This is a genomic window from Sutterella sp. (assembly GCF_030539355.1).
Lineage (GTDB): Bacteria > Pseudomonadota > Gammaproteobacteria > Burkholderiales > Burkholderiaceae_F > Sutterella.
In genome coordinates, this window is the sequence record NZ_JAUNSF010000071.1 from 1 (window position 1) to 15605 (window position 15605).

14 protein-coding genes are annotated in these 15605 nt (G+C 60.8%); 10 read left to right on the top strand and 4 right to left on the bottom strand.

The annotated features are described in order from the left end of the window. Positions 1-105 precede the first annotated feature (105 nt). The 4 genes from Q4F91_RS09660 to Q4F91_RS09675 all read left to right on the top strand — a co-directional run bounded on the left by Q4F91_RS09660 (position 106) and on the right by Q4F91_RS09675 (position 5253). Complete coding sequence (locus tag Q4F91_RS09660; RefSeq protein WP_303337164.1) at positions 106-792, top strand: hypothetical protein; 687 nt, start codon at positions 106-108, stop codon at positions 790-792. Between the two features lie 1389 nt (positions 793-2181). Then, positions 2182-3354, top strand: coding sequence for a replication initiation protein (locus Q4F91_RS09665; RefSeq protein WP_303337166.1), 1173 nt, complete (start codon positions 2182-2184; stop codon positions 3352-3354). A gap of 74 nt (positions 3355-3428) precedes the next feature. After that, the gene (locus Q4F91_RS09670) at positions 3429-4361 is read left to right on the top strand and encodes a DNA cytosine methyltransferase (RefSeq protein WP_303337168.1); all 933 of its coding nucleotides are present in this window, start codon (positions 3429-3431) and stop codon (positions 4359-4361) included. Beyond that, positions 4354-5253, top strand: a complete 900-nt coding sequence (locus Q4F91_RS09675) for an NgoMIV family type II restriction endonuclease (RefSeq protein ID WP_303337170.1) — start codon at positions 4354-4356, stop codon at positions 5251-5253. The genes Q4F91_RS09670 and Q4F91_RS09675 overlap by 8 nt, the downstream gene beginning before the upstream one ends. 28 nt (positions 5254-5281) lie before the next feature. Here Q4F91_RS09675 and Q4F91_RS09680 read toward each other — a convergent pair whose 3' ends face one another. The 3 genes from Q4F91_RS09680 to dcm form a co-directional block, all read right to left on the bottom strand. Beyond that, entirely contained in the window at positions 5282-5518 is a 237-nt protein-coding gene (locus Q4F91_RS09680) for a helix-turn-helix domain-containing protein (protein WP_303337191.1), read from the bottom strand. Beyond that, positions 5445-6671: a type II restriction endonuclease gene (locus Q4F91_RS09685; RefSeq protein ID WP_303337172.1), complete on the bottom strand. Its 1227-nt coding sequence runs from the start codon at positions 6669-6671 to the stop codon at positions 5445-5447. Before Q4F91_RS09685 ends, Q4F91_RS09680 begins: the two co-directional genes overlap by 74 nt. A 79-nt stretch (positions 6672-6750) precedes the next feature. Next, a complete protein-coding gene (gene dcm / locus Q4F91_RS09690) occupies positions 6751-7914 on the bottom strand; it encodes a DNA (cytosine-5-)-methyltransferase (protein ID WP_303337174.1) in 1164 nt (387 codons plus the stop codon). Positions 7915-8109: 195 nt separating this feature from the next. On the opposite strand from dcm, the gene Q4F91_RS09695 reads away from it, so the two are divergent. After that, positions 8110-8619: a very short patch repair endonuclease gene (locus Q4F91_RS09695; RefSeq protein ID WP_303337176.1), complete on the top strand. Its 510-nt coding sequence runs from the start codon at positions 8110-8112 to the stop codon at positions 8617-8619. Position 8620: 1 nt separating this feature from the next. On the opposite strand, the gene Q4F91_RS09700 is transcribed toward Q4F91_RS09695, so the two are convergent. Next, complete coding sequence (locus Q4F91_RS09700; protein WP_303337178.1) at positions 8621-9187, bottom strand: recombinase family protein; 567 nt, start codon at positions 9185-9187, stop codon at positions 8621-8623. 635 nt (positions 9188-9822) lie between these two features. Here Q4F91_RS09700 and Q4F91_RS09705 point away from each other — a divergent pair. The 5 genes from Q4F91_RS09705 to Q4F91_RS09725 all read left to right on the top strand — a co-directional run bounded on the left by Q4F91_RS09705 (position 9823) and on the right by Q4F91_RS09725 (position 15451). After that, complete coding sequence (locus tag Q4F91_RS09705) at positions 9823-10569, top strand: DNA-binding protein (RefSeq protein ID WP_303337180.1); 747 nt, start codon at positions 9823-9825, stop codon at positions 10567-10569. 2027 nt (positions 10570-12596) lie between these two features. Further along, the gene (locus tag Q4F91_RS09710; RefSeq protein ID WP_303337182.1) at positions 12597-12920 is read left to right on the top strand and encodes a hypothetical protein; all 324 of its coding nucleotides are present in this window, start codon (positions 12597-12599) and stop codon (positions 12918-12920) included. Positions 12921-12928: 8 nt separating this feature from the next. Then, positions 12929-13885 carry a hypothetical protein gene (locus Q4F91_RS09715; RefSeq protein ID WP_303337184.1) on the top strand — a complete coding sequence of 319 codons (957 nt, stop codon included), beginning with the start codon at positions 12929-12931 and terminating at the stop codon, positions 13883-13885. A gap of 14 nt (positions 13886-13899) precedes the next feature. After that, entirely contained in the window at positions 13900-14493 is a 594-nt protein-coding gene (locus Q4F91_RS09720; RefSeq protein ID WP_303337186.1) for a hypothetical protein, read from the top strand. A 160-nt stretch (positions 14494-14653) separates the two neighbouring features. Next, positions 14654-15451 carry a ParA family protein gene (locus tag Q4F91_RS09725; protein ID WP_303337189.1) on the top strand — a complete coding sequence of 266 codons (798 nt, stop codon included), beginning with the start codon at positions 14654-14656 and terminating at the stop codon, positions 15449-15451. The last annotated feature ends 154 nt before the right edge of the window (positions 15452-15605 follow it).

Below are 15605 nucleotides of genomic sequence, written 5' to 3' on the forward strand. Positions count from 1 at the left end.
CAACAAGTTGCACAACAAGTTGTGTATGAACCTACACAACAAGGTACGCAACAAGTTACACACCTACCCGCGCAGAAAGTTACACATGAAGTTCCGCATGATCCTGTGCAGGAAAGTGCGCAGAAACCTGCGCAACCCAGGAAGAAGCCGAAGCGCGGCGCCGAGCTGAAGACCGCCAGGGTGCAGCTGGTGCTGCCGCCCTCGCTCCTCGAGCAGCTCCGCACGACCGCGGCCGGTGCCGGGCTCTCGATGAACGAATACGCGTGCCGGGTGCTCGGGCACGCCCTCGACACCGAACCCGGCGAGCTCGACGTGAACCTCACCAACTGGAAGCGAGCCTCCCTCGAGGCCGATTCCTACACCGTCGACGAGCTGAGGAAGAAGCACGGCCTGGGGCTCACGCCGGAGGAGTGCCGGTCTCTCCCGGGCTGGGACGGCGAGCGCGCCCTGACCCGCAGGGAGGCCGAGGACCTCCTGCAGCGCGACCGGTGCGCCCTGGAGGCCGTGAAGACCACGATGCGCCGCTGTGAGGTGCTTTTCATGCAGGCACTGCGCGAGCAGCTCGTGGAGCGCATGACGGAGCTCGGCGAGGCCGAGCTGTGGGCCCGCCAGGACACCCGGAACCTGCTCGCCCGGGCCGCCGCCGCCGCGGAGACGGAGGCACGCCGACTGAAGACCCTCGGGCAGTGGGAAGCCGCTCCGAGCCAGTGTCCAGAGGACGCGCGCGAGCTCGAGCTGACGGCACGGTGGTGCGAAGAGCAGCGCGGCAAGGAACTGCCGAAGAAAAAGTAATCGATTTTCTTTGATTTTTTCGGAAATTTCAGTTCAACCTGCACGGATTGGGGAGCTGGAGGCCGAGGCATCTCGATGCATCCTCCGAGTCGGCACGCGGAGGATGCAAGCGGGCACAAGTCAAGAAAAATCAAAATTAAGAAATCCTGCAGGAAGCCACTTCCTTTGATTTTCTTGGAAACCCCGTTCCAACCTGCACGGATTGGGGATGCTGCAGTTCATTGATTTCACTGAAATTTTCCCGGAAGTACTACCTTTTGACGCCCTCCTACCGCGGAAGTGCTACCTTTTGACGTCCGAAGTCGGCAGCAGGAACACAAATTACCGTAATGTAGCGCTACATTGTAGCGGTACATTACAGAAATAACGAAAATTCGCGACCTCTAACGGCCTGCGAGCCGCCGACTCCCGTGCAACGGCCGACGGCCGCCACGCGCCGGGCGGTGATTTCGGCGGAGAGGCTGTTCGTTAACCCATTGACAATTTTGGAATTTCGCGTGAAGCGCTACCTTTTGACGGCCGCGGCCCCGGTTGACGAGACCTTCCCCTTTCATGCCGGACTGTGAAAAAACGCACTGGCTTGCGTTCTGCGCGATCGGAGACCCTCGGACAGCTCCCCCTATTACCCAGCCCTCTGGGACGCGCTTAGCGAGCCTGTGAGAGGGCTCCACGGGCATTTCTGATGTCGAGGGACACCCATGTCCCTTGCTGAGTGCTGAAAAACCTCCTTGGAGAGGGAGGAGACGCCGGTCGGACGCTCGAGCGGAGAGGGACAGTCAAGGGATCGTGGAATACCGAGGACGCCGCCGCAGGCGGCGCCCGGAGGATATGCCGCGAAAGCCCTTGACGGGCCATCGGAGCGGCCGAGGCTTGGCGGAAGGGAGGCAGAAAGGGCGATCAGCCCGTCCTGCCTCCCGAGCCACGCGGCGGCGAGCGCGGGGTGAAGCGCGCAGCGCGAGGGGCGGAGCCCCTGTCGGGGGACCATGTCGGGCCCCCTCAGGGGGCCACTAACAGTGCCGGCGACAAGCCGGCACAACACGCGTTCGAGTGGCGCCTTACTTATGCACAGGTTATCCACAGGTCTCGGACGCGTGGTTCCTTTTTAGTTAAGACTTCTTTTTTAATACTTTTTAGGGCTCGAAAAACCGTTATAAATCATGAAGTTACGGAGGGATGTGCTAGGTTTTGACTTTTTGGTGCTACTGATTGACGTCGGGAAGTACTACCTTTTGACAGCGAAGTGCTAATGCGTTAACAAACTAGCAGGTACAACTTTGAGGGCGTCCAAGGGGTTCCCCTATCCGCCGTCAGATGCGATCCGACTTCAAGACACCCATCTATTTGCTACACTGAAGAACAACATGGTACTTCAACCTAGCTTTTGCGTATATGGAACAAGAAATTTGGGACAAGGATCAGGCGCCGCTGGTCGTTCACTCCAATCTCATCAACAAAGCTGCGTTCCGTCTCTCCGTTCCTGAGATCCGCATCATCCTCACAGCGATCACTCAACTGTCACGGGACGGCTCCGTCTCCGAGATGGGGCGCTGGCATTACGTCACAACTCAGGATCTTCAGGACTACTTTGAGGCGGACAACGCCTCTCGTGACATCCGCAAGGCTCACGAAACCCTCTTTTCTCGATACATAATCATCCCTGATCCAGATGTAAGGGACGGCGTAATTAAAACCCGCTGGATTCAGGCTATGAAGTTCAAAAAAGGGGATGGTCGGATTGGTATCTTATTCGCGGAGCCGCTTATTCCATATCTGATATTACTGAAGGAGAATTTCACGAAATTTCCTTTAGACGACATCACTGATCTGTCATCGGAGTATGCCATCAGAATTTACATGTGGCTCTGTCAGTTCAGGACAACCGGCTGGGTTCGAATAGATATTGAAGAATTGCGCAGCATACTGGAACTCGGTTCGAAATACAAAAGCATTACATTATTTGCACAACATGTTCTTGCCGTAGCATGCGATCAGATTAACAACAGTAAAAAAACGTCTTTCAAGAATGTTTCTTATGAACTCATCAAAGTCGGACGCGCCTATAAAGCGGTCAGAATCAGTTTTGATTTAAAAGAAACCGAGGAACAAATAAAGAAGAAGGCACGGTTAGAATTAAGCCATAAACAACTTTGGACATTTGCATCAAAACTTGTAAAAAATGATTCCGTTTGGAGAAAGTTCTATACCAGATTTCATCAACAAGGTGGCAGAGAGAACGGCCTCGACCTTATTGGTGTTAACAACGAACAGATCAGCATTAAGAAAACAGTAGATTTCTTGTCGGTGCCTGAAAATGCTGCTTTAGCATTGCCATTTCTTGAGGAAGTTGGTTTTAATCCCCAAAAACCTAAAATTAAAAACCGCTTCAATAAAGATGATGGAAAATTTTCAGAGCCGCTGACCGAAGAAGAAGTCGCAGCCCGAGATGAACGCATTGCAAAATACTTGAAGGAACATCCTGAGAAATTGAGTGAAATGATAGATGGAGATTTCCTTTCTTATATAGAAGAAATCAGGAAAAATAAAAAATTTAATGAAGGTTAATCCATCAACGTGTTCGCCTGTGCGAGGGAGATTCCTCCCTCGCGCTCCCTCCTTGGGCCCATGTCCCCTTCGATATGAAAAAACTGAAGTCCCTTGAACTCTGCGCCGGCGCCGGCGGCCAGGCGCTCGGCCTCGAGGAGGCCGGCTTTGACCATGTCTGCCTCGTGGAGATCGACAAAGACGCCTGCGCCACCCTCCGCCTGAACCGTCCCGCCTGGAATGTCCGGGAGGACGATCTTCATGAGTTCAGCGCAACAAAGTACCGTGGCGTTGACCTCGTGGCCGGCGGCGTCCCCTGCCCGCCGTTCTCCAAGGCCGGCAAGCAGCTCGGCGCCGAGGACGAGCGCAATCTTTTCGATGAGGCGCTCCGCATCGTGCAGGAGGCCGCGCCGCGGGCCGTGATGCTCGAGAACGTGCGCGGGCTCCTCGACCCGGTCTTCGACGACTACCGCCAGAGCATCCTCAAGCGCCTGGACAAGCTCGGCTACACCGGGGAATGGAAGCTCATCAACGCGAATGACTACGGCGTCCCGCAGCTGCGCCCGCGGGCGATCCTCGTGGCGCTGCGCAAGGACCTCTGGCCGCGCTTCGCCTGGCCCTCTGCGAGCCCGAAGCCCGCCCCCACCGTCGGGGAGGCGCTGAAGGATCTCATGGAGGAGAACGGCTGGAACGCCGACGCCTGGGCGCAGAGAGCGAACACGATCGCGCCCACGCTCGTCGGCGGCTCCAAGAAGCACGGCGGCCCCGACCTCGGTCCCACCCGCGCGAGAGCGGCGTGGGCGAAGCTCGACGTCGAGGGCACGACGATCGCCAACGAGGCACCGGCCGCCGACTTCACCGGGCGCCCCAGACTGACCGTCCGCATGACGGCCCGCCTGCAGGGGTTCCCCGATTCGTGGAAACTATGGGGAGCAAAGACCACCAGCTACAGGCAGGTCGGGAACGCATTCCCGCCGCCGGTCGCACGAGCGGTCGGACTCAAGATCAAGGAGGCACTGAATGGATAAGATCGGACTCGTCAGGCTCGAGAAGCTCAACTTTCTCTCAGAGCTCTGCTCGGAAGGGATCCTGACGATCTCGAACGAGGGCAACCTGAGCATCGCGGACGTGAAAAACAAAGCCTCATGCACCATCTCAAAAGAGCTCGTGCGCGAGTTGGCGAAAGAGGACATCATCGTCCCGAACGCGAGCAAGAAAGCAGCTGGGCAGACGAGCGGCAGGAGCCTTGAGCTCCTGGTGGCGGAGTTCCTGAACGCCACCTTCCCCAAGCTCTCGCATCTCCGCCCCGGCAACTGGATCATCAAAAAATTCACCGGTGATGGCGCGAACATTGCGCAGTATGAGCAGTACGCCCATCTCGCGGAACTCAAGCAGATGTCGGAAGAGATGCCCAAACTGCTTGTCGTCATCGGCACCAATTACTCCATCGCGCCCGATGTTGTCGTGGCCAGGAAACCCGAGCCTGACGAAGTCATCAACGGCACGGACTACCTCGTCGACGAACTCTGCGCCCTTCACTCCCCCATCAGGGAGACGAACAACAAGCTTCCGATCCTTCACGCGAGCGTCTCCTGCAAGTTCACACTTCGCACCGACCGTGCGCAGAATGCGAGGACCGAAGCCCTCTCCTTCATCAGGAACCGAAAGGGGCGGACACCCCACATCTGCCTTGTGACCGCAGAGCCGCTGCCGAGCCGTCTCGGCTCAATCGCGCTCGGCACCGGCGACGTCGACTGCGTGTATCACATCGCCCTGAACGAGCTCCGCGAGGCCATCTTCAACCTCAGCCAGGCCGACGAAAAGGGCGGATACACCGAAACGCTGAACACCCTCGACCTGATGATCGAGGGCAAGAGACTGAAGGACATCACCGACCTGCCCTTCGATCTGGTCATGTGACCCTGACCGGCGACGGCAGCCCCCTCCGTCAGGCGCCTTCCTTCTTCTTCAGATAGCGATAGCAGCTGGCGACGCTGATGCCAAGCGCCTTGGCAATCCTCGTCGTCGGCACTCCCATCTCCGACCGGGCGCGGATCTCCCGGACGATCTCGGGCTTCAGAGGCTGGTGCGTAGACCCCTTTCTTCTCCGGTCACCGCAGATGCAGAGCCTGAAGCCTGGAGACGTGCTCGATGAACTCGCGAATCGAGAGGATTGAGCCCTGATACTCCCGCGGGTAGGTGCTGATGTACTTCTTCGGCACCACGAGCACAACGCCCTCGGCCTTCATCTCGTGGAGCTGCTTCGATGAGTTGCCCTGCTGCAGAGTGCAGAGATACTTGGTGCGCTCGTGCATCCGGTCAGCCTCATTGAGCACCTGACGCCAGCGATCCTTGCAGGTGGTCTTGGCAGCGAGCACCGTCAGGTACTCCGTCGGGAAAGCGGAATCGTGGTAGGCAGCAATGGACGGGAAGATGAAATCCGGTTTTTTGTTCTCCTCGGTGACGGCCTGCGAGGAGTAATTGAGCTCATTAGCGTCGAAGAGAGCCTGCAGATGGTTCTCAAGAGACTTGCCGGCACGGGATTTTCGCCTCTGGAGGAATTCCTTGGCGATCGAGAGGAAGGTCTCAAGATCGGGAACCCCGTCCCTGACCCGATCCTTGTAGAGGCTTTCCTCGACGCCGCGGAAGAGGGCGTACTCGACCTGAGTCCAGTTGATGAGCTTCTCATCCGGGTTCGTTCGGGCTTTCTCCACATGGTCGTGGATCACCTCTTCGGTCTCGCGGGCGAGACGGGACATCTCCGCCGTGGTAGGGAACCCGTTGTTGAGTGAAGCCACAACCTTCGCGATCACCTCGTCCTTGGACGGAGTCTGTGAAGTGCTTATGAGCGCATTGGTCTCGGCAGGGGACAGGCCGAACCAATCGAGGAAGTAGTCAATCTCGTCCTCTGTGTTCAGAACGAAGGCCTCGTAGTCCTCGGCCGTGCGCCTGACGAGCACGAACAGAGCGCCGGTGTACTCGACCTCACGGAACGGGAAGTTGTAGCCGACGCCCGTGATGCGGTACTCGTTGCGAGTCTTCTGACCGTAATACTTCGCCGAGGAGTTCGTGACAACCGCGCCGTCCTGCCAGGAAATCCGTATCGAGCGGGTGAGGTTCTCCCCCTTCACGCCCGGGCGGTCAAAGAGGATGCCGACGGCGCTTTTGCCGATCAGAAAGCCGGCCTGATGGGCACCCGTCTCCTTGGTGTCATTGGCTGAAAGGAACTTGCAGTACGCGAGGGAGCCGCTGCGAACGCTGTCGATGGCGCTGACGGCATAGCGCACGGCTTCAGGGGAGATGATCCGGTCGTCCGGCAGGATGATGGACTGCTGCATGGTTCCGTTCCAAAGAGACAGAGGTTGTCACTGAAATTACCACGGAGACGCGCTGCAGTGTCTGCGTCGCCGCGGAGGATCATTTGCCGACCGGCAGTCCGGGGACGGATGAGGCAGTCTCACCGACCGTCCTGCGGAGTTCCCGGAGCTTGTCGGCGACGAGCTTCGCCACGGCGCTCATCAAAGGAACCACGACGGAGTTGCCGAACTGGCGGTAGGCCTGCGTGTCCGATACGGGGATCTTGAAGGAATCTGGGAAGCCCTGGAGTCTTGCGCACTCGCGGGGCGTCAGGCGACGCGGATTGCGCCCCGGCCCCCGGGAGATCAGGATCTCGGATCCGTCCTTGTAGTAGCGAGCCGAGAGCGTGCGGGTGACGCCGTTCGGGTCGGGCATACCGAAGCCGAAGCCGTTGCCGGCCGCGCGGTGCTTCTCAGCGTACTTCTGCAGATAGGTCCAGAGGTTGTCCGAGAGCGTGTAGCTGTCGGGAACATTGGACTGGAGGATGTCCCCGAGGACGGGCTTTTTCTCCGGAACGGGGTAGTTGAACTCGAAATTGATGGCGTTGCCGAAGCGCCGGCGGTCAAAGCCAACGATCAGGATGCGCTCGCGGTGCTGAGGCGTGAAGTCCTGTCCGTCGCAGACCTTGAAGAAGATCTCGTAGTCGAGTTCCTCGAGGGACTCCTGAATCACGCGGAACGTGCGGCCCCGGTCATGGGAGCAGAGGTTCTTGACGTTCTCGAGCATGAAGGCTGAAGGACGCTTCGCCTTGATGATCCTGCAGACATCGAAGAAGAGCGTGCCCTGGGTCTTGTCCTCGAAGCCGGTCGCACGGCCGAGCGACAGCTTCTTCGAGACGCCGGCGATGGAGAAAGGCTGACAGGGAAAACCGGCCACGAGGATGTCATGGTCCGGGATCGAGTTCTCGTCGACCTTGGTGATGTCGCCGTCCGGGATTTCGCCGAAGTTCGCGGCGTAGGTCTGCTGGCTGAACTTGTTCCACTCGTTCGAGTAGACGCACCGGCCGCCCGCCTGCGAATAGGCGATGCGCATGCCGCCGATGCCGGCGAAGAGGTCGATGAAATCGAAGTCGGTGCCGGCCTCGTTCACCGGCTGCTCGACAGGAAGGCCGCGGGCGATGAGCTCCGCCGCCGTCTGAGTGATCTTCTGACCATGCTCTTTCGCATAGTCGCCCAGACGTTCATAGGTGTGATCCTGCAGGGTCACGCGCAGCTGCTGCACCATCGGGAAGGCCTCCAGTGTTCGGGAAAGGTACAAAAAAGGGAAAAATTGAGCCTGATTTTATTCCCGCCTGATGCTGCTGTGTGACCGTCAAACGGCCGACTAGAATCGAAAACGAAGTCCCAGTCTTCATCGGGACACGCCCATTCATCACCTCACAACGGAGAAGCTCGTCCGGTCACGGAGGCGGACTGTTTAATGACGAAACATCAGACGGTCGACGATGCAGGAGCCGGACAGGTGGATCCGGTCCGCTCCGCGAACATGCGTGCCATCCGCTCAAAGGACACGGGACCGGAGGTCTTTGTCAGAAAGCTCCTCTTCGCCCGGGGATTTCGCTACCGGCTTCAGAGACGGGATCTTCCCGGCACACCGGACATCGTCCTCCCCAAGTATCGCGTCGCGGTGCAGATTCATGGATGCTTCTGGCATCACCACCCCGGATGCAGGTTCGCAGCTCTGCCCGGAACGCGGCAGGACTTCTGGCTCACGAAGCTCGCCCGCAATGTCGAGCGAGACTGGGAGAACACCAGACGGCTTCAGGAACTGGGATGGCGGGTCCTGATCGTGTGGGAGTGCGCATGCCTCAAACGCCATGCGGACACGCTGGCCGTGATGATGGCGGAGTTCATCCGCGGCGACGACGGATTCAGGGAGATCGGCAGGGACGAGGTGCAGATCCGCACAGGCGCCGACAATGCGGCGTAACTCAAGCTTCTTCCTTTTTCTTCAGGTAGCGGTAGCAGCTCGCCACGCTGACACCCAGCGTTTTGGCGATCCTCGTCGCCGGCACTCCCATCTTTGACATGGAGCGCATCTCCCGCACGATCTCAGGCTTCAGAGGTTGTCGTCCCTTGTAGACACCCTTTTTCTTCGCAATGGCGATCCCTTCGCGCTGTCGTTCCAAGATGACTTCACGCTCGAAGGCGCTCACGGACGCAAGCACGCCAAGAATGAGGTTCGCCACGTGGTTCGTTTCGTCAGGGCGGAAAGTAAAGCCCTCCTTGAGGAACGTCACCGAGACTCCCCGCTTCCGCAACCGCTCGACCTCCCCGAGGAGATCGCGCACGTTGCGCGAGAGCCGGTCCATCGAGGCCACGACCAGCTCGTCCCCTTCCGAGAGGCAGAGCAGCGCCGCCTTGTAGCCGGGGCGGTCAGTGTCCTTCCCGGAGGCCTTGTCGTCAAAGAGCTTGTCCACCCCAGCCTCATTCAGGGCCGCTTTCTGCCGTTCCAAGTTCTGATCGACAGTGCTCACACGGATGTACCCAATTTTCATTGCGCGGACTCCCTTGCTTTGAAAGCGAAAACTGACCCTAATGCTAGCCGATTCCGGCCGCTCACACGGCTATACCCCAGATCACACCCGCGGAGCGGGACCCAAACGCCTCGCAGAGCAAGATGACAGACGTTGAGCACCCCAGTGCGAACAAGGCTGTGTGGCGAGGGCCGTGTAGGCCTACGCCACCTATCTTGCCCGCGCTTTCACGGGCGATTTTCGTCACATCGACGGCGATTTTCGTCACATCGGCGTCACATCGGACGGCGATCGCGGCCGCGGGACCGGGTGAGGGCTGCGCCCGTATCGTCTTCAAGGTGGAAGGGGATTGATTTTTAGGAAAGTCCTCGCCGGTTTCAATTCAAAGAACTCTCTGAGAATGTGATCCCGATACTGCGTTAATGTGACGAGGATGTGATGCGGATGTGATGGCGAACTCAGCCTCCCGACGCGTCCGACTCAGTCTGCATACGGCCTTTAGAAAGAACGAACGAAGCCCAGGCCAACGTCGGAGGTGACCATCTCCCCATCGATCCGACCCTTTGTTTCTTCAAAAAAAGGCGTCAAATCGCTTGATTTCTTTGTAGTGTAGCGCTACACTTGTATCAATACGAAATCATTAAAGGAGACTATCAATGTCCTCAGCTCTCGATACTAATCACGCCGTCTGGGCCATCCTTGACGCCAGCGTCGAGCGTGGAGAACAAATCCCCTCTCTCCGCACCATCCGAACCATGCTCGGCGACAAGGGATCTTTCTCGACCATCTCCGATGCCGTTCAGGTCTGGCGCCAGACCCGACAGCCCAAGGCCTCCACCATCAACGGCCTCGGTGCCGAGTTCATGACGAACATCAGGACCGCCATCTGGGCCGAGGTTGAGCCGCTCCTTAAGAAAGCCGCGGACGAAGCCAGGAAAGAGGCCGTTTCCAGCATGGCGATCGAGCGAGAAGAGACGCGCAAGCTCAGAAACGCAGCCGAGGAGCTTTTCTTCGAGACCGAGTACAAGAACGCACATTTCAAGGAAGCTCTCGAAGCAAAGGCCGCTCAGGAGAAGCAGATCGCTGACCTCACGGAGGCGAAGAAGGACACGGAGGCGAAACTCAAGACCGCCGAGGACCAGCTGCAGGAAGCTCAGAAGCAGATCAAGGCCGCTCAGGCGCAGATCGAGTCGCTTCAGAAGGAGCTCTCGGACGCGCAGGCGAACTACATCAAGAAGCTCGAGGAACTCGCCGCTGCCAAGCCCGCCAAGGCACCGAGCAAGCGAAGCGGCGCCGCCAAAGGGAAGTCGGCCGCGAGCACTGGCAAAAATGCCAGCAAAAATACTGGCAAAGAGTCGTCCAGTAGCGACAGCGAATCAGCCAAGGAACCTGAAGCAAAGTGATCTGACACCAGCGTCACCAAGTATTTCAAGAAAGACAGACCCTGCCGGGTGACCGGCGGGGTTTTTCTTTCTCTCCAGGGCAAGAGCGGCCATCAGCCGCAGCGAGGGGACCTCGCCACCGTCCCCTGCCATCGAGCCGCAGGCTCGCTGGCCGACTCAGACGCCGCGTTTCTCGCATCAATCGCTTGTAATGTAGCGCTACATTGTAGCGTTACGCCATTTCATTTACTGCTGTAATCATCACTGCTGCGCTCGGGCACGTCGCCGCCACCCGGCCCTGCGGCCAGTCCCGGGCGTCATGCCCTCTCCCACCGTCGGCACCGTGGACCACTTCGACACCCCCTCCCCCGCGCGGCCGCGAGGGGCGTGCCCCTCGCCTCCCCCGTCTCCCCGCCGCGTGGAGGCGCGACGGGTTCGAGCCGCCCTCGCGGGCGTCTCGCGCCTCGCTGCTCGCCCTGGCTGGCACCGGGCTGAGCTTCGGCGTGGCGGCCGGCTCCCGCCGGCGCGCCGCGAGGGGTGCACCCCTCGCCTCCCCCGTTCTCGCGCCGCGCGCTCCTGCGCACGGCCTCGAGCCGCCCTCACGGGCAGCTCGCGCCTCGCTGCTCGCCCTGGCTGGCGCCGGGCTGAGCTTCGGCGTAGCGGTCGGCTCCCGCCGGCCCGCTGCGAGGGGAGCACCCCTCGCCTTCCCCGGGCACCGCCGCGCCCCAGGCGCGACGGCCTCGAGCCGCCCTCGCGGGCGTCTCGCGCCTCGCTGCTCGCCCTGGCTGGCGCCGGGCTGAGCTCGGCGTAAAGCGACCGGCTTCGCCGGCTCGCTTGCGAGGGGCGTACCCCTCGCCTCCCCCTTCTCCCCGCCGCGCTGAAGGCGCGACGGGCACGAGTCGCCGCGGGCGCCTCGACGTTCGCCGCCCCCGCAGGGGCGGCTCCGCCAGCGGGCTCACGCCCGCGCGAGGAGGGTCCCTCGCGCTCCCCAGGATGCGCTTGCGCGCCCGCGCTGTGTGAGGGTCCTTTTCAGGCCCCTTCTGACACAGCGCGGGCGCTTGTTTGCAGGCTTCATCATGCTTCCGGAAATTTGTAACAAAGCGAGCAGCACGCAAGTGCGATCAGTGGTACTATCGGGACACCAGCATCTCAGACTGCGCAGCTCCACTCACGCGCGCCGCATCCTGTTTGCGCCGCGCCTGACCGACTCCGCCACGCACGAAGCGCCTGCGTGCGCTATCTCCTCCCATTGCCACCGGGCACTTCGTGCGGGCGGACCTGCGCGGTCCGAGGAAGCACGTCGGACCGCCACCCGACACCGCTCACGCGGTGCCGCGCGGCAGGCCCGCCGTGACCAAGGCTCTCAGGACTGCGAAGCGCAGGTCGAGCGCCGGGGCCCTCCGGCCTCAGGCAGCTCCCTCCACTTCCCCAGGCCGGGCGCACCGCTCGAGGCCGATCCCTCCGGATGAGCACGCTGCCGAACTCCCCTCACGGGGAGGCCGGCCGCGACCTCATCCTCCAGGGCAACGCCTCAAGCCCGCGCCGCGCCGGAAAGTCCGCGGTCCCCTGCAGGTCACGCCGGGTCCCTCCGGGCAGGCCGCTTGCGCGGCCGCCCTGCGGATCCCGCCGTTCGGGCAGCGCGTTCACAAGGCTTCACCGATTTTCAGCTCCGCTTCCTTCGGGAAGTGTCAAGCACCCCGTCGCCGGTGTCTGAAGAAGTGCGACGCATCCACTTTGGAGACAAGTTCCCCCGTCTTGATAAAACGCTGGGAATCCTGGTCAGGATTTGAAATAGCACCCCCCTTTTCTTTGTCGGGGTCATGAGGAAGACGGACGTCCCGGGAAGCCCTCCGCGGCGTCCGCGCGAACGAAGACGGCTTCGGCCGGCAAGTACGCACAACCAAAGGCAAAGCTCCCCTCTTGGAGCGCCGAGACTTAGTTCGAGGCAAGCAGTTCATCTGCAGAGACAAACAACATGCCCTGCTGCTGTTGTGGCTTCTTTCTCTCGCAAACACCTTCCCATTCCCCCACCTCACCACCGCAGGACAGTGCCTTCAGACCACGACCTCCCGCAGCCGCACGAAGCCGAACCGGTCGAGTTCCCCGAGAACGACCGGATCCTCGAGCGTCTCCGCGCCGGCAAGAACATCAAGCACCATAGCCGCTGGCAGCCTTCCCGCCTGGACCGGCACGCCTACGAGCTCATGCGCCTCGCCGCCGGCGTCGACGGCGAGAAGCTGCGCCCCGCCCAGCTTCAGAACTGGCTCCGTGAACGGCGCATCTCCGTCGCCCTCTCGACCGTGACCCGATGGCTCGAGAAGCACCGTCCCGAGATCGAGCGCCTGGAAGCCCTCCACCGCTCCCACACCTGAGGTGACTCATGCCAAAGATCCCTTCGGCACAGCTCTCCTCGGCGGAGATCTCCAAGAAGCTCCCCGATGACGTCAAGGCCAAGGTCGACATCCAGGTCAAGAAGGCCATGAGCTGGATCGACCATCAGCCCGAGCGAAGAATCAAGAGCTGCGGCACGCACCGCTCGGTGCAGCAGGCCCTGCAGAGCTACGCCCGGTGGATCGCCTACAACCGGCTCGGCAACCTGCAGCGCTCCACTCCGCGGAGCGCCGAGTCCTTCCTCGTGGAGCGCTCCTCCCTCGTCACCCAGAAGACCCTTGATCAGCTCCGCCAGGCCATCGAGATCTACCAGCACGTCTCCGGGCGCCTTCCCGAGGATCAGCACCTCACCATCATCACCTCGCACGTCGAGACCAGGCTCGAGCACCGTGCCTACACCGCGGAGCAGGTCGCGGCCGTCGCCACGAGGCAGACCGAGCGCAACGCGCTCGCCACGGAGCTCGCCTTCAACGCGGGCCTGCGGGCCCACGAGCTCATCACCATCCGGCCGATCGGCGAGCAGCCGCCGGACAAGCGCGACGCCGAAGGCAAGCCCCGCCTCGGCACCAAGTTCAACGGGCGGGAAGGCGTCCTCTACACCGTCGTGGGAAAAGGCGGCCTCTGCCGCGAGGTCCTTCTCCGGAAGGACCTGGCCGACCGGCTCGAGGCGCACCGGCGCCCCGAGCCCGTCGAGGTCCGGGACCGCGGGGTCATCTATCAGAGCCACTACGACATCGGCTACGGGAACGCCTTCTCGCGGAGCTTCACGGACGCGAGCAAGCGCGCGCTCGGCTGGAGCACCGGTGCTCACGGTCTCCGCCATTCCTACGTCCAGGAGCGCATGAAGGAGCTTCGAAGTCACTGCGACTACGAAACCTCGCTCTCAACGGTCTCCCAGGAGGTCGGGCACTTCCGTTCCGACATCACCCTCATCTACCAGCGCTGATCAGGAAGGTCGCCATGCTCTACGGATCCGATTACGAAGAAGAGGAAGAGGGCCGGAAGCTGCTCTCTGACCGCGCCGACAGGATACGAAACAGGATACTTGACGAGTTCGGCGAGGAAACCGAATCCGGCGACAGGCAGATACTCAGCAACGACGGCTCCTGCAATATCTCCAGGAAGGACCTGAAGCAGCTGCTCAAAATAGTCGAGGATCTGTCCTTTTCCAATCAGAGGCTTCTGGATGAAAACCTTTCAGCAGACCCTGAAAATCTGAGACAGGAGCATGAATCAGACATTGACAGACTGATCGGCGTGACCCAAAGACTGCAGTCAAGAATTGACAGGCAGGCCAACGAGATCAAACTGCTGAAGGCTCAGTGCAGAAAGCACGAGGAGAAGGCGAACTGCTTCAAGGCACTGGCCAACCTGAGCATCGACTTCATCGACCTGCTCTACAGGCACGACGCCGGTCTGAGAGATGAAGCGGCGAGGGATCCCAACCAATTTCCGCCGCTCCTCGGACGCGACTTCAGAACAAAGGAGAACGTTTTCAAGAGCTGGATCCGGAACTGGAACGCGGCAAGGAGGGCTAAGCCCCGTCACAGCTAAGGTTGTGTAAAAAGTTACACAACTTTCTACAGTACTTTCTACAGTACTTTTTATGTAACTGTTGCTGTAGGAAGTTGTGTTTGATCCTACACATGCTCATGCATAGAATCGTGTGCAACTGCTGCCGGCGAAGGCGCCGGCCCTGAAGGAGGAGAACCTCATGCATACGATTGCCATCGCCAACCGCAAGGGCGGCGTCGGAAAGTCCACCACCGCCGCGGTGCTCGCCCACGGCCTCGCCCAGCGAGGCCACCGGGTGCTCTGCGTGGATCTCGATTCACAGTGCAACCTCACCCAGATCATCGGCATCGGCGCGGAGGCCACCTCCCTGACGGACCTGCTGCTTGACGTCCGGCGCGCCGTGCGCGACAGCAGCGTCCAGTCGGCGACCGTCCCCGTTCCGTACGCCGGCAAAAAGGGATCCCTCGACCTCCTGCCCGGCGACCCGGATCTCTCCCGCGTCGAGATTGAGCTCGTCGGCGACGACCGCACCGAAGCCCTTCGCAGACTGCTCGAGAGCGTGCAGAGCGACTATGACTACTGCGTGATCGACTCCGCGCCGTCGCTCGGTCTCCTGCCCGTGATGGCGCTCGTGGCAGCGCAGCACGTGCTGATCCCGATGACGGCGGACCGTCTCTCCCTCCAGGGTCTCAGAAGCCAGCTCGAGGTCATCGAGGACGTGAAGAGCCGGAACAACCCGACCCTGAACCTCCTCGGCGTCCTGCTGACCGCCCGTGACGGACGGACGACACTTGAGGCCAACGCGGAGCAGATCCTGAGAGCCCAGGCGGAGACCGCGGGGTTCCGTGTTTTCACGCCCATCCCGCGCACCGTCCTGATCAGAGAGGCTCAGGCGAACAGCGAGCATTTCCTCAGCTACGCGCCGAAGTCCAAGGCGGCCGCGGCCTACAAGCAGCTCGTCAGGGACATCGAGAAAATGACCGGGAGGAAGGACTGATCATGGCAGCGAAGAGAAAAGGGCAGTTCTCGGCGATGGCCGGCATCTTCAGCGGCCCGGCCGCGCCCGCGGCTCCCGCCGTCCCCGAGCAGGCGGCGAAGCCGGAGAGCGGTGAAGTCACACAAGCAGTTGCGCAAGAAGTTACACAACAAGT

Coding starts and splice junctions, on each gene's coding strand:
- Q4F91_RS09700 (WP_303337178.1), bottom strand. CDS start 9,187: ATGAAAATTGGGTACATCCGTGTGAGCACTGTCGATCAGAACTTGGAA.
- Q4F91_RS09665 (WP_303337166.1), top strand. CDS start 2,182: ATGGAACAAGAAATTTGGGACAAGGATCAGGCGCCGCTGGTCGTTCAC.
- Q4F91_RS09705 (WP_303337180.1), top strand. CDS start 9,823: ATGTCCTCAGCTCTCGATACTAATCACGCCGTCTGGGCCATCCTTGAC.
- Q4F91_RS09670 (WP_303337168.1), top strand. CDS start 3,429: ATGAAAAAACTGAAGTCCCTTGAACTCTGCGCCGGCGCCGGCGGCCAG.
- Q4F91_RS09715 (WP_303337184.1), top strand. CDS start 12,929: ATGCCAAAGATCCCTTCGGCACAGCTCTCCTCGGCGGAGATCTCCAAG.
- Q4F91_RS09675 (WP_303337170.1), top strand. CDS start 4,354: ATGGATAAGATCGGACTCGTCAGGCTCGAGAAGCTCAACTTTCTCTCA.
- dcm (WP_303337174.1), bottom strand. CDS start 7,914: ATGGTGCAGCAGCTGCGCGTGACCCTGCAGGATCACACCTATGAACGT.
- Q4F91_RS09685 (WP_303337172.1), bottom strand. CDS start 6,671: ATGCAGCAGTCCATCATCCTGCCGGACGACCGGATCATCTCCCCTGAA.
- Q4F91_RS09695 (WP_303337176.1), top strand. CDS start 8,110: ATGACGAAACATCAGACGGTCGACGATGCAGGAGCCGGACAGGTGGAT.
- Q4F91_RS09725 (WP_303337189.1), top strand. CDS start 14,654: ATGCATACGATTGCCATCGCCAACCGCAAGGGCGGCGTCGGAAAGTCC.
- Q4F91_RS09720 (WP_303337186.1), top strand. CDS start 13,900: ATGCTCTACGGATCCGATTACGAAGAAGAGGAAGAGGGCCGGAAGCTG.